This window comes from Ideonella lacteola (assembly GCF_038066555.1).
GTDB classification, from domain to species: domain Bacteria; phylum Pseudomonadota; class Gammaproteobacteria; order Burkholderiales; family Burkholderiaceae_C; genus Ideonella; species Ideonella lacteola.
Genome location: NZ_JBBUTG010000009.1, coordinates 229,459 through 243,242 on the forward strand (window position 1 = coordinate 229,459; position 13,784 = coordinate 243,242).

Annotated in this window: 7 protein-coding genes; 3 read left to right on the forward strand and 4 right to left on the reverse strand. The window is 69.1% G+C overall.

What is annotated here, in order from left to right:
• Positions 1-127 precede the first annotated feature (127 nt).
• Positions 128-691 carry an alkyl hydroperoxide reductase subunit C gene (gene ahpC, locus AACH06_RS15665; RefSeq protein WP_341426677.1) on the reverse strand — a complete coding sequence of 188 codons (564 nt, stop codon included), beginning with the start codon at positions 689-691 and terminating at the stop codon, positions 128-130.
• A 101-nt stretch (positions 692-792) separates the two neighbouring features.
• On the opposite strand from ahpC, the gene AACH06_RS15670 reads away from it, so the two are divergent.
• Together AACH06_RS15670 and AACH06_RS15675 are read left to right on the forward strand one after the other, a co-directional pair.
• Positions 793-1,056, forward strand: a complete 264-nt coding sequence (locus tag AACH06_RS15670) for a cysteine-rich CWC family protein (RefSeq protein ID WP_341426678.1) — start codon at positions 793-795, stop codon at positions 1,054-1,056.
• An 86-nt stretch (positions 1,057-1,142) separates the two neighbouring features.
• A complete protein-coding gene (locus AACH06_RS15675; protein ID WP_341426679.1) occupies positions 1,143-4,499 on the forward strand; it encodes a sensor domain-containing protein in 3,357 nt (1,118 codons plus the stop codon).
• A gap of 33 nt (positions 4,500-4,532) precedes the next feature.
• Here AACH06_RS15675 and AACH06_RS15680 read toward each other — a convergent pair whose 3' ends face one another.
• Together AACH06_RS15680 and AACH06_RS15685 are read right to left on the reverse strand one after the other, a co-directional pair.
• On the reverse strand, positions 4,533-5,699 hold the full coding sequence (locus tag AACH06_RS15680; RefSeq protein ID WP_341426680.1) for a M23 family metallopeptidase: 1,167 nt from the start codon (positions 5,697-5,699) through the stop codon (positions 4,533-4,535).
• A 134-nt stretch (positions 5,700-5,833) separates the two neighbouring features.
• Complete coding sequence (locus tag AACH06_RS15685; RefSeq protein ID WP_341426681.1) at positions 5,834-9,757, reverse strand: PAS domain S-box protein; 3,924 nt, start codon at positions 9,755-9,757, stop codon at positions 5,834-5,836.
• Positions 9,758-9,947: 190 nt separating this feature from the next.
• On the opposite strand from AACH06_RS15685, the gene AACH06_RS15690 reads away from it, so the two are divergent.
• Positions 9,948-12,038, forward strand: a complete 2,091-nt coding sequence (locus tag AACH06_RS15690; RefSeq protein WP_423222041.1) for an ATP-dependent helicase — start codon at positions 9,948-9,950, stop codon at positions 12,036-12,038.
• Positions 12,039-12,136: 98 nt separating this feature from the next.
• Here the strand turns inward: AACH06_RS15690 and AACH06_RS15695 are convergent, their stop codons facing one another.
• On the reverse strand, positions 12,137-13,546 hold the full coding sequence (locus AACH06_RS15695; RefSeq protein WP_341426683.1) for a family 8 glycosyl hydrolase: 1,410 nt from the start codon (positions 13,544-13,546) through the stop codon (positions 12,137-12,139).
• Positions 13,547-13,784: the final 238 nt, after the last annotated feature.

Here is a 13,784-nt window from a genome sequence, read left to right on the forward strand (position 1 = left end):
TCGATTCCTCGTGTTCGGGCAAGGCTGCGCCCAGGCCACCCATGGTAGGGCGGCATTCGGTTCGCAGTGGGGGGAGATCAGGGCCCGCGACAGGCAGCGCGGGCCGGAGAGAGAAAGGAGGAAAGGCTTAGATCTTGCCGACCAGGTCCAGCGACGGGGTCAGCGTCTTCGCGCCTTCGTTCCACTTGGCCGGGCAGACCTGGCCCGGGTTCTTGGCGACGAACTGGGCGGCCTTCAGCTTGCGCAGCGTTTCCTTCACGTCGCGGGCGATGGCGTTGTCGTGCACTTCCAGCGTCTTGATCGTGCCTTCCGGATCGATGATGAAGGTGCCGCGCAGGGCCAGGCCTTCTTCGGGGATGTGCACGCCGAAGGCGTTGGTCAGCGCGTGGGTCGGGTCACCCACCAGCGGGAACCTGGCCTTGCCGACGGCCGGCGAGGTTTCATGCCACACCTTGTGCGAGAAGTGGGTGTCGGTGGTCACGATGTAGACCTCGGCACCGGCCTTCTGGAACTCGGCATAGTTGTCGGCGGCGTCTTCCACTTCGGTGGGGCAGTTGAAGGTGAAGGCGGCCGGCATGAAGATCAGCACGGACCACTTGCCCAGCAGCGACTGCTCGCTCACGTCGATGAACTTGCCGTTGTGGAAAGCCTGGGCCTTGAACGGTTGGACCTTGGTGTTGATCAGCGACATCACGTGTTTCCTTCTAGAAGAAAGGGTGGTTGAGTGGATGGGTTGAATGTTAGATGCGCCGCAGCATTTAGATGATTGATTGATCCGATTTCCCTTATTGAGTGCCTCTATTGAGCCCCGATCCTGTCCCCGGTCTCGACCGCTGCCCTCGCTGCGGCGGCGGCTTCCATTGCGGCGCAGCCGGCCCCGCCCCCTGTCCCTGCGGCACGTTGAAGCTGAGTGAGGGCTTACAGTCCGCCCTTCGGCAGCGTTACACCGGCTGCCTCTGCCTGCCTTGCCTGCAGGCGCTCAGCCTGGGCGCGCCCATCGATCCCCCGATCGATCCCCCCGTCGGCGAAGCCTGGGCGTCACCTTCTGCACGCTGAAGCGGGTCAAGGCCCGGCGCGTGGCGTCGATAAGCCGACCAGCAGCACCGGCGACGGTGGTGCTCGTCTGCCCGCCCACCGACCCGATGCCCCGCCCCTCACCCCAAGACCACGCCGACCCGCGCGGCGCGGTCTCCGCCAACGAAGCCCTGGCTGCCGCCCTGGAGCGGCTGCCGCATGCCAGCGGCGCGGTGTGGCTACGCGGTCTGCTGGGCGTGGTGATCACCGTGCTGATGCTGGCCGCGTGGGCCTTCGTCAACACGGCGGACGGCCTGGCCGTCTCCAGCGCAGGCGACGCCGAGGCTCTGCATCTGGCGGGCCGCCAGGTCTTCCTCGCCGAACGACTCGCCGCGCGCGCCCTGTCGGCCGGCAACGGCATCGACGACACCGCCCCGCTGAACGACACCCTGAAGGACATGGTGGCCGACGCAGGGCGGCTTCATGAGCTGAGTGGCGTGTGGGGCGACGCAGAGGACGACCGCGGGCATTGGACCCATCGCCGCGAGCAGCTCTGGGGCGCCACCCGATCGTTGTTGATGGCAAGAGAGCGCGGCGAAACGGCCCTCGAGCCCTTCGTGGGCCAGGTGCAGGCCGAGGCCCGGCAGTTCATTTCGGCCATGGAGCCGGCAGCGAAAGACCTGCAACATCGCGCAGAAGAACGTCACGCCGCGAGCCGTGAGGCCCACGCCGTGTTGGTGGGCCTGCTGGCGCTCGGCGTCACCGTGTTGCTGCTCGGCCTGGGCGAGCCACTGGCGCGCCGGATGCGGCAGCACCACCAACGCCTGTGCGACCAGACCGAGCAGTTGCAGCGCCTGGCCCTGGTGGCAGACCGCACCCAGAACGCGGTCGTGCTGACGGACGCGCAGGCGCGCATCGTCTGGGTCAACGCCGCCTTCACCCGCATGACCGGCTACACGCTGGCCGAGGCGGAGCAGCAGCGCATCGACACCCTCACCGCCAGCCACGATGGCGACGCTGCCGGCCCGGTGGGCGACGAAGCCCAGCGAGCCGCACTCAGCCAGGCCCTGGCCCAGGGCACGCCGCTGCGCGCCGAGATGCTCAACCGCTGTCGCGAGGGCCGCAGCTACTGGGTGGACGTGGACGTGCAGCCGCTGCGCCAGCCCGATGGCACCCTCACCGGCTTCGTGATCGTTCAGAACGACATCACCGCCCAGGTAGAGCGACGCGATTACCTCGGCGCGATCCTGCGCGCTCTGCCCGCCGGGCTCATGGTGCAAGACGCGGAAGGCCGCATCGTCGATGCCAACCTGAAGGCCGAGCAACTCACGGGCATCCCGCGCGAGCAGATGATCGGGCGCCGTTCGGTCGACCCGCAATGGGCCATCGTCAACGCGGCGGGCGCACCGCTGCAACCCGAAGAGCTGCCCTCGGTGATCACGCTGCGCACCGGCGAGCCGCAAGTCGATCAACCGATCGGCGTGCACACCGCCGACGGCCAACGACGTTGGCTGCGCGTCAATACCCAGACCCTGCCCGGCCCGGGCGGGACATTGCAAGGCGTGGTCACCTGCTTCCTCGACGAAACCGAGGTGCGCGCCCAACGGAACCTGCTGCAGACGACGATCGACGGTGCCGGCGTGGGCACCTGGGACTGGAACATGCAGACCGGCCGCATCGACTACAACGATCGCTGGGCCCGCATGTTCGGCTTTGCCGCCGACGAGCTGCCGCGCACGCTCGACGAATGGCAGGCCCTCGTCCATCCGGAAGATGCCAGCGCCAGCCGCGCGGCCCTCAAAGCCCACCTGGCCGACGACAACGTGCCCTACCGCACCGAATTCCGGATGCGCCACCGTGGCGGCGAGTGGCGCTGGGTGATGGCTGCGGGCGCCGTGATCGAACGCGGGCCGGACGGCCGCGGCCGACGCATGGCCGGGGTGAACGTGGACATCCACGCCCGCAAACGGCTCGAGCAGGCGCTGAGCGACGCGGCCCTCACCGACACGCTGACCAAGCTGCCCAACCGCGCCGGCATCCAGCAGGCGCTGGCCCGCTGCGTCGAGCGGGTGCAGGCGGTGCCCGGCGCGATGTTCGCCGTGCTGTTCATGGACTTCGACCGCTTCAAGCTGGTGAACGACAGCCTGGGCCATGACGCGGGAGACGAGTTGCTGCGCCAGATCGCCGCCCGCGTGAAACAGACGCTTCGCAACAGCGACGACGTGGTGCGCGCCACCGAGTTGCCCGAGATCGCAGGGCGACTGGGCGGCGATGAATTCGTGGTGCTGCTGGACCGCATCTCCCGGCCGGCCGATGCCACCCGCGTGGCGGGGCGCCTGCTCGAAGCGCTGGCGGCGCCCTACCAAGTGGCCGGCCGCGCGGTCCAGTCGACCGCCAGCATCGGCATCGTGACCAGCGATGTGTCATCGGCGAATGTCGAGTCGGTGCTGCGCGATGCCGACACGGCCATGTACGAAGCCAAGCGGCGCGGCCGAGGTCGCTACGAGGTGTTCGACCCGGAGATGCACCGGCGCATCCGCCATGTGCTGGAGCTGGAGGCCGATCTGCGCCTGGCCTTGCAGCAAGAACAGCTGTACGTCGTCTACCAGCCGATCGTCGATCTCGTCACCCACCAGCCCGTCGGGCTCGAAGCGCTCGCCCGCTGGCACCACCCGCAGCGCGGCCCGGTGTCGCCGGCCGAATTCGTGCCCATCGCCGAAGAAGCCGGCCTGATCGAACAACTGGGTGAGCAGGTGCTGCGCCGAGCCTGCGCCGATCTCGCTGCATGGCAGCGAACGATGGACGCGGGTGCGCCCGAATCGGTGGCGGTGAACCTGAGCCGCGCCCAGCTGCGGCCGGGTCATCTGGCGGCGGCCGTGAGTGCGGCCTTGCAAGACAGTGGCCTGGGCGCCCAGGCCCTGCGGCTGGAGATCACCGAGACGCTGGCCATGCAGGGTGAATCGGCCCATGGCGTGCTGGCCGAACTGCGTGAGATGGGGGTGAGCCTCGCCCTCGACGACTTCGGCACCGGCTACTCGTCGCTCGCCTCGCTCGATCAACTGCCGATCGACACGGTGAAGATCGATCGGGCCTTCGTGGCCAAGATGGTCCACAACCCATACCAGACCGCCCTGGTGAAATCGACGGTGCAGGTGGCCGACGCGCTGGCGCTGCGGGTCGTGGCAGAAGGTGTCGAAACCGAGGCACAGGCCGACGCGCTCGCCGCGCTGGGTTGCCACGCCGCCCAGGGCTACCTCTTCGGCCGGCCGATGTCGGCCGCCGATTTCGCTGCGTGGTGGACAACACACCAGAGCGCAGTGCGCACGCGCCCGGCCGCCTCGCTGCCAGCCGCCGCAGCTGAGCCTTCGGCCGCGGGGATCGCGGGGCACGCATCCGCCGCCAGCGCCCCGCCCGCCAGCACCCAGCCCGCCGAGACCGGCGCGGCCGATGCCGTCGGTGCAGCCAGCCAGTCGGTGCCCGCCTGAAGCACCCGAGCGCGGCAGCGGTTCGACGCTGGTTCAACGGCTGGTGCGGCCCTCGACAAGCGCTCCGACGTCTGACGACACGTCTGAAGGCCCCGGTGAAGGCGTCTTCTTGCCGTGCCCATAGTTCACCAGGCCCGATTGACCCGCGTTGACGCGCTTGCCATTGCGCTCGGCGTAGCCGCTGTAAGGCTGGCTGCCTTCATGCCAGACCCAGCCACCGATCAGCTTGTTGTCGACCGCCTCCGCGGCACCGCTGTCGCGCCACAGCGTCCAGTGGACGTGGTCACCGCTCGCGCTGCCGCCGCAGGGCAGCTCGACACCGTTTTGGCCGATGAACTGCCCCTCGGTCATCGACTGGCCGTTGCTGATGTTGGCCTGGTTGCGGGTGTGGTAGTAGCCGGTGGACCAGCCGTTCTTGTGCATCACCTTGATGTAGGGCCAGCGCGCGTTGGTGCAGTACTTGTAGGCGGTTCCCTTGCGTGAGGTGAGCACCCGGGCGTCGCCACCCCAGAAGTCGATCGCGTTGTAGGGGCGGCTCGATCCGCTGTCACCGTGCACGCCGGAGGTGCCCCACACCGGCCCCATGTACTTGAAGGGCAAGGACAACCCCACATCGACCGCCAGCGTGGACTCGCCCGTCGCGAAGGCGCCGGTACGGCGCGCCTGGATGGCGCTCAGCCGCTGGGCGAACAGTTCGCGCTCGTCGCGGCTCACGATCCCCACCGGCGCCGACTGCGCCAGCGCGTTGAAGCGAACGCTGTCCTCCAACGCCACCTCCCAGCCGCCCGCCGAATGCCGCGCGATGAAAAGCACCGCCACCGGGCCCGCATGCAGCCCATCCGGGATCGGAAAGTACGCGCCGCCGAACAGCCAGCGCCCATCGGCCGACTGACGGTGCGGCTCAACCACCGGCGTCGTCAACGCGCCATAGGCCTCGCGCGCCTGCTCGCCATGACGGCTCAGCACCGCCTGGCGAATCGCAGCCTCCCAGCCCGCCAGGCGTGGCGTGACGATCGCTTCGGCATTGGTGCGTCCGTCGTCCGCTTCGGGCCCGCCGCCTGCCACGGTGGGGGACACGCTGTCGTGTGCGAAGGTGGCCGTGCACATGGCGATGAGCGCCATGGCGGCGGCATGGCGAGCGAGGCGGTGAGCGGGGCGGTGATAGCGCCCGGGCCCTGGCCATGTTGATGGGGGTTGCATGACTGTCTCCTGAAGTGTTTGCAATCGCAGCGCGACCATAGCGGCATGCCGACGGCCGGCGCGTGACCTTCGGTTTCGTGGGCTCTCCAGGTGTTGCAGGCGTCTGCGGCCCCAGCCCGCTCGCCCCGCCGCGATCAGTTGTCGGCGCGGAGGAACCGGCGCAGATCGGCGCCCAGGCGCGCCAGGTTCAGCGGCTTGGTCCAGTACTCCACCGCACCGGCCGCCAACGCGGCATCGACCGCATCGGGCATCGCACTGGCGGACAGGGCCACCACCGGCGCCATGTTGAGCAGCGCCTGCTGGCGCAGTTGCAGCAACAGGTCAATGCCGTGCATGTCCGGCAACTGCATGTCCAGCAGCACCAGGTCGACGCCCTGGCCGCGGGCGCGAAAGCCGGCCAACTGCTCCACGCCATGGGCACCGGTGGACGCGCTGCTCAATTGCACCCCCGGCCAGCGCAGAAGAAACTGCTCGACCAACATCAGGTTGACCGGGTTGTCTTCGACGTAGAGGATGTGCCCTTCCAGCGCACCGTCGCTGCCCGGTGTCAAGCCTGCGGCGCCCCCGACCACCACGGCAGCATCTTCGTCGAGGCGGGCGCGCGGCAGCCGCACGCTCATTCGGGTGCCGAGGCCCGCCGCACTCTCGGCGGTGATCGTGCCGCCCATCTTCAGCACCAGTTGGCGGGTCAGGTGCAGGCCGATGCCGGTGCCTTCGACAGGGCCGCGCTCACGGCCGAGGCGGTTGAAGGGTTCGAACAGGTGGGCCTGCTGCGACTCGTCCATGCCGAGGCCGTTGTCCACCACGTCCAGACGCACCGTCTCGCCATCGACCGCGACCTGCACCACCACTTCACCACCCGCACGGTTGTACTTGCAGCCGTTCGACAGCAGGTTCAGCACCACCTGCCGCAGCCGCGTGGCATCCGCGCGCACCGCCAGGTCCTGCAGATCGCCATCGAGGGTGTGACGCAGTTGAACCTGGGCCCGCGCCGCCAAGGTGGCCGACACCGACAGTGCCGACTCGACCATCGGCCGCAGCGCCACCGGCTCCAGCTGCATGTCCAGCTCGCCGGCCTCGATGCGGGAGACATCCAGCACATCGTCGATCAGGGCCAGCAGGTGCCAGCCTGCCTCACGCATGAGGCCCAGGTGCCGCAGTTGCCTTGGGCTCATCGGCTCGCGCGGGTCGTCGCTCAGCAACTGCGCAAATCCCAACATGGCGTTCAGCGGCGTGCGCAGCTCATGGCTCATGCGCGACAAGAACTCGGTCTTCGCCTGGCTGGCCACCTCGGCCAGAAGACGCGCTTCCCGCGCGGCCTCGGCGGCGATGCGCTCGGTGAGGTCGTGGATCACCGCGGTCATCGTCATCTCGTCGCCGTCGCCCTGGCGCGTGATGGCGGCCTCGAAGGCGAAGCGCTCGCCGTCCGCGCGCACGCCATGGAGCCGGCGCTCCCGACCCAGCGTGACCTGCTCGCGGCCGCCGTCGACAAAGGCCTGCATGCCGTGCTGGTGCCGCGTCAGCAGATCGCGCGGCACGAAGGCATCGAGCGGCCGCCCCAGCACGTCTTCAGCGCTGACCCGGAACATCTCGCACGCGGCGCGATTGAACATCAATACCCGCTGGGACGCGTCGACGGTGATGATCGCGTCCATCGCCGATTCGACGATGCCGGCCAGTTGCCGCTCACGCGCCTGCAGCGCTTGCTCGGCGCGGCGGCGCTCGGTGATGTCGTGGCTGATCGTCAGCACGGCGGGCTGGCCGTCGTAGTCGATCAACTCGCCATTGATGAGCACGATGCGCTCGGCCCCGTCGGCGCCGCGCACCCGGGCCTCGAAATCGCGCACGCCGGCGTTCTGCTGCATCGCCGCCATCAACCGCTCATGGTCGTCGAGCGACATGCCCAGTCGGTCCTCGTGCAGTTTGCGGCCGATCAGCGCCTCTCGCGGGCGCCCCACGCGCTTCGCGAAGACCGCGTTCACATCAAGCAGGCGGCCTTCGTGCAGGGTGCGCACGGCCATGCCGGTGGGCGAGGCATCGAAGATGGTCTTGAAGCGGCGATGGTCGGTGGCGGCCTGGCGCTGCGCCTGCAGTCGGGCCTGCTCGCGCTGCAGGTTGTCGAGCGCGAAGGCCAGGTCGTCGGTCAGCTGGTGCAGCAGCTCCACCAACGCATCGTCGAACCAGTTCGGCTCGTCCATGTGCAGCAGCAGCACCCCCACGATCTCGCCTGCGCAACGCAGCGGGAACACCGCCTGCGCCCGCACACCCGCTTCGTCGGCATGGCGCCGCCAATCGGCGGCCCGGGGGTCGTGCACGATGTCGTTGCACACGCCGGTCAGACCGGCATGCAATGCACGCCCGGTCAGCGTGTGGACAAAGCCCTCGGCGCGCAGGTCGCAGTGGGCCGGCATCCCGCCAAAGAGCCGCTCTGCCGGCCCGGACCAGGCCACCGCCACCAACTCGTGCTCAGCCTTCAGCCACGCGCTGGCAATGCGCGCCTGGCCTGCGCCCACGCAGGCCTCGCAGGCCTCGCGCAGCAGTTGGTCGCGCGGAGCCCGGTGGATGATGGCGCGCTGGGTGCGTGACAAGGCCGTCAGGAAGCCCTGCAAGCGCAGCACCTGCCGCTCTGCCAGGCGCTGCTCGGTGATGTCTTCGCCGATGCTGGCGCGCCCGAGCACCAGGCCACGCTCGTCGCGCAGCACCGTGCTGCTCCAGCGCACCCATCGCGGCTCGCCCCCGCGGCTGAGCAGCGGCGCCTCGTTGTGCGCGGGCAGCGTGCCGTCTCGCAGGGCGCGCAGCCAGGCATCACGCTCCCCGTCCAGACCCGGCGGCATGCAATGGTCGCACCAGCTCGCACCGATCAGCTCATCCAGGGGCCAGCGGGTGCGCTGCAGAAAGAATCCGTTCGCATAGGTGATGCGACCCTCTCGGTCTACGGCCATCGCGAACAGCTCCACCGTGTCGAGCATTTCGCGAAAGCGGCGCTCCGACTCGGCCAGCCTCGCCTGCGCACGGTCGCGCCCGTCGAGCATGCGGTTGAACTCGATCGCCACGGTGCGGAACTCACCGGGCAGGTTCTCGTCGGCCCGAGCCTGCGGATGGCCCTCGGCCACGGCCCGCGCCGTGCCGGCCAGGTGAGCCAGCGGCGCCACCAGGCGTTGCGACAGGCGCCAGGCGAGCCACAGCACCAGGGCGGACAAGGCGACCAGCGCCAGCAGGGCACGGCGCACCTGCTGCCGCACGGGGGCCAGCACGGCTTCTTCCGGCAACCCCGCGATGACCACAAGCCCTTGCGCCTGGACTGGCGCCAGCGCGTAGAAGCGCCGCACCCCATCGACGCCGCCTCCGACGCCACGCCCCTCCGGCCAGCGCTGCCTGAACGCCAGCAGCCGCTCGGACTCGTCGCGCCCAATCCACGTGGCCGCGTCAGGGTGACGCGCCAGCACGATCCCCTCGCGATCCTGCAACGCTACCGTGCTGCCTTCCGGATCGGCATAGCGCCGCCAGCCTTCCGACCACTGCACCAGGTCGAGGGTCACCAACAGCACCCCGACGACTTGGCCGTCCGGCGCATGGACGCGGCGAAGCAAGGGCAGCACCAACCGCTGCGCGACCGGCCCCCAGCGCGGTCGGCCATAAACCAAAGCGTCGGTCGTCAAGGCCTCGCGGAACTCGGGGTAGTCAGCCACGGTGGCGGGCATCCGGGGTGAGTCGACCGACACGCACAGCGGTCGCCCTTCGGGGCTCAGCATCGCGACATTCATCAGCAAGGGATCGATCGTCACCATGCCCACCATCAGCAGGCGGCAGGTCTCACCGTCGGCGCGGCGGATCTCGGGCCGGGTGCTGAGAAAGTCCAGCAGGCGCCGGTTTCGCTGCAGCGTGATGTCGACTTCCCAGGCGACCAGCTCGGCGCGGCGTTGCGCGCGGTCGAGCACGCGCTGCTCGGCGACGCGTTGCTCCTGCATGATGTCGAGCACCCACGCCAGGACCCAGGGCAGTGTGACCACCCCGACCAGCAAGAGCAGTCTTCCCAGGAAGGTGCGCGCGGGTTTCATGGAACGCTGAGGCTCGCCGGGCGTGAAGCCGCCCGTTCGGTCCGCAGCCGGGCAAGGGTAGTGCACGCCGGGCGCGACGACAAGGCTGCCCCTCGCGCGGTGAGGTTCTCAGGTTCTCCGGGGGCGTTGGGCGGCGTGCACCAGCGGGGCGAACTGGACGGCCATCCAGTATGCTGGCGGGGTGTCTGCCATCACCACGCCCGCCACCCACGCCGCCGCCGCGTCGGTGGCCGCGCGTGTCGACCCGCTGGCCAGCCTGAACGAGCCGCAGCGTGAAGCTGCCGAGCATGGCGACGGGCCGCTGCTGGTGATCGCCGGGGCGGGGGCCGGCAAGACGATGACCCTGGCCGCCCGCGTGGCGCGGCTGGTGCTGGGCGGCGCGGACCCGAACCGCCTGATGCTGCTGACCTTCTCGCGGCGGGCTGCGGTGGAGATGCAACAGCGCGTGGCGGGGCTGCTGCAGGCCTCGCTGGGCCTGCCCGCAGGTGCGGCGCCGGTGCTGCCTTGGGCCGGCACCTTCCACGCCATCGGCGCCCGGCTGCTGCGCGAGCAGGCCGGAAGGCTGGGGCTGTCGGACGACTTCACCATCCTCGACCGCGCGGATGCCGAAGACCTGATGGGTTGGGTGCGCGAGGCCCAGGGCCTCGCCCGTGCGGCCGAGACGGGCTCGGCGCGCTTTCCGCTGAAGGGAACCTGTCTGGCGATCTATTCGCGTGCCGTGAACAGCCAGGCGCAGCTCTCTGACGTGCTGCGCCAGGCCTTCCCCTGGTGCGCACACGCCGAGGAGGGCCTGCGGGGCCTGTTTCGAGCGTACGAGGCCACCAAACGGGATCAGCACGCGCTGGACTACGACGACCTGCTGCTGTGGTGGGCCGAGTTGATGCGCGAGCCCGATGTGGCCGCCTGGCTGGGCGAACGCTTCACCCATGTGCTGGTCGACGAGTACCAGGACACCAACCGCTTGCAAGCCGCGATCCTGTTGGCGCTTAAGCCCCAGGGCCGGGGCCTCACCGTGGTCGGCGACGATGCGCAGGCGATCTATTCGTTCCGGGCCGCCGAGGTGCGCAACATCCTCGACTTTCCGGGCGCGTTCTCGCCCCCCGCCCGGGTGGTCACCCTCGATCGCAACTACCGCTCGACGACGCCGCTGCTGACGGCGGCCAACGCGGTGATCGCACTGGCGCCGGAGCGCTTCAAGAAGGCGTTATGGACCGATCGTGCCGGCACCGCACGGCCTCAGCTGGTGGCGGTGGATGACGAGACCGCGCAGGCTCGATGGGTGGTGGACCATATCCTCGCGCGGCGCGAAGGCGGCCTGAAGCTGAAGTCGCAGGCGGTGCTGTTCCGTACCTCGTCTCACAGCGCGGCGCTCGAGCTGGAACTGGCGCGGCGGCAGATCCCGTACGTCAAGTACGGCGGATTGAAGTTCCTGGAGGCGGCGCACGTGAAGGACGTGCTGTCGATCCTGCGCTGGGCCAGCAACCCGAGGCTGCGCCTGGCGGGCTTTCGGGTGGCCCAGCTGGTGCCGGGCATCGGCCCCGCAACGGCACGCCGCCTTCTGGACGCGATGGACGCCCACGCGGACCCGGCCGCGGTCTTGCAGGCCTTCGAACCTCCCGCCGCGGTACGCGGCGAGTGGGAGGGGCTCGCCGCCCTGATGCAGCGGCTGTCGGCCCACAGCGAGTGGCCCGGTGACATGGCCCTGGTGGCCGACTGGTACGGGCCACATCTGGAGCGGCTGCACGACCACCCGGTGCCACGGCGTGCCGATATCGAGCAATTGGCCCGCCTGGCCGCGGGCCACGCCAGCCGTGAGCGGTTCCTCACGGAGCTGACGTTGGACCCGCCCCAGGCCACCAGCGACGAAGCCGGCGACCCGCACCTGGACGAGGACTACCTCATCCTCTCCACCATCCATGCGGCCAAGGGCCAGGAGTGGTCAGCCGTGAGCGTGCTCAACGTGATCGACGGCTGCATACCGGGCGATCTGTCGACCGCCACCCCCGCGCAGCTTGAAGAAGAGCGCCGGCTTCTCTACGTGGCCATGACTCGCGCACGCCACCACCTGTCGTTGATGGTGCCGCAGCGCTTCTATGTGACGCAGCAGCGCCGCTTCGGTGACCGCCATCTCTACGGGGGGCTGTCCCGGTTCATCACGCCGGAGGTGGCCGAGCACTTCGACAGCATCGGGCCGGCCACGCCGAACTGGGCTATCGGGCCACCCACCCCGCCACCCGGCGCCGTGCTGGACCTGGCCCGCCGGCTGCGCGAGCGCTGGTGAAACGCCAGACGCCGGCACCGCCCCATCGGTGCCGGCGGGCACTGCCGCGTGGGCGGCCGTGCCAGCGGCCTCGCAGCGCAAGCGCTATCGGCCGCGGCTCAAGGCGTCCACCAGTTGCCCGAGACGGTGATCAACACATGCATGCGGATCGCATCGCCGAAGTAGTCGACCTTGGTGCCGTAGTCGCCACCGGTGATCGACGACCACAGGCTGTTGAGCCAGCTTTGGGCGCCGGAGCCACCGAGCATGGCATTGACGGCCATCGGGGCGGTGAACGAGAGATCGTCGTAGTTGACGTAAGAGCTGCCGTTGGTGCCGTTCTTCACGTAGTAGCCGGCGCGGATGCCGGTGGGCGAGCCGGCCTTCGACTTGATCCACGAGGCCATTTTTTGCTGCGGCGCCAACATGTCGGTCTTGCCGTTGTTCAACCAGCTCATCGCCAGGCGCCACGGCGTGCGGCACGAGTTGTAGTTGAAGTCACCGTCGTGCTTGCTCTCGAGGTAGGTGCCCGACACCGGCACCCAGTTTGAGCCCGAGCGGACCATGAAGTCAGGCATCAGGCCGGTCGAGCCGCTGCCGTGGGTGTACTGGTAGTTCACCGCCTGCGAGATCGTGTCGTAGACCTTGTTCCACTTGGTGGTGTTCGCGGTGTCGTACTTCGCGAAGGCGAGGATGTGACCGGTCATGAAATCCGACGGCCGGGTGTGGTTGGCATCGCTGCCGGAAGCCCAATCGCCTGGCGTGAGGTTCCAGTAGGTCTGGTTGACGTCGTAGTCGAGGATGTCGTGCATCACCTCCAGCGCGCGCGCCTTGTAGTTGATGCTGCCCGACGAGCCCCACTGCACATGGGCCAGCAGCAGCGAATACGCGATGTCCAGGTCACCATCGGTGGCCGAGTCATTGCCCTCGACGTTCTTCATCACGCCGCCCGAGTACGTCTGCTTCCACGACATCAGGTGCGGGCCCGCCCCGCTGTAGTGCTTGGTGAAGTAGCCATACATCGAATCGAAGGTCGACTTGTCGGCCATGTAGGCGGCCAGCACCATGCCGTAGCCGTGCGCCTCGGACACGGTGGAGTTGCTGCCGTCGTACTTCACCCAGGTGCCCTGGCCGCCGAGCGTGCGCAGGTAGTTGGTCTTCCAGGCGTTGTAGTGCGCCGTCACCTTCGAATCCATCGCCGATTGGCTGACGTTGTTGGGCTTGATGGCGCCGGCGGTGTAGGTTACGTGGTAAGGGAACGGGCGTGCAGCCGCCTGCGGCGCCACGCGGTCGACCGTCTCGTCCACGGCAGCGGCCTGCTGATCGCTTGCGTCGGCGCCTTCCGCCCCTTGAGCCCGCGCGCCGGGTGTGCTGAGGCCATGCTCGGGGCGCAGGCCGACGCGGGCGCTGGTCTCCACCCCGTCGGCGGCCAGGGTGTCTTCTTCTCCGCCGCCGCAGGCGACCAGCAACGAGGCACTGAGTACCGCCAGCGCCATGCCGGCCACCGACTGTGATCGAACCGTCTTCATGATGCGCTCTCCTCGACGTGGGTGTTGATGGGTGGAGCCGATCTTCGGCGGAGCCACGCTCGGCGTGAATACGGCAGCTTGCTGTATCGGCTCGGGCGATCTACCTAGGGGCAAACGCTTCCGAGGCAACCAGACGTTTCCGCGTCGGCGTTTCCGCGTCTGTAGGGCCCGGCCGTCCGCGGCCCCTATGACAAAGGCCGCACACCTTACGATGTGCGGCCTCTGGTGCGCCACTCGT

Bases quoted from the DNA above. Each gene is read 5' to 3' on its own strand.
- ahpC (WP_341426677.1), bottom strand. From the start codon at position 691: ATGTCGCTGATCAACACCAAGGTCCAACCGTTCAAGGCCCAGGCTTTC.
- AACH06_RS15675 (WP_341426679.1), top strand. From the start codon at position 1,143: ATGCCCCGCCCCTCACCCCAAGACCACGCCGACCCGCGCGGCGCGGTC.
- AACH06_RS15680 (WP_341426680.1), bottom strand. From the start codon at position 5,699: ATGCAACCCCCATCAACATGGCCAGGGCCCGGGCGCTATCACCGCCCC.
- AACH06_RS15685 (WP_341426681.1), bottom strand. From the start codon at position 9,757: ATGAAACCCGCGCGCACCTTCCTGGGAAGACTGCTCTTGCTGGTCGGG.
- AACH06_RS15695 (WP_341426683.1), bottom strand. From the start codon at position 13,546: ATGAAGACGGTTCGATCACAGTCGGTGGCCGGCATGGCGCTGGCGGTA.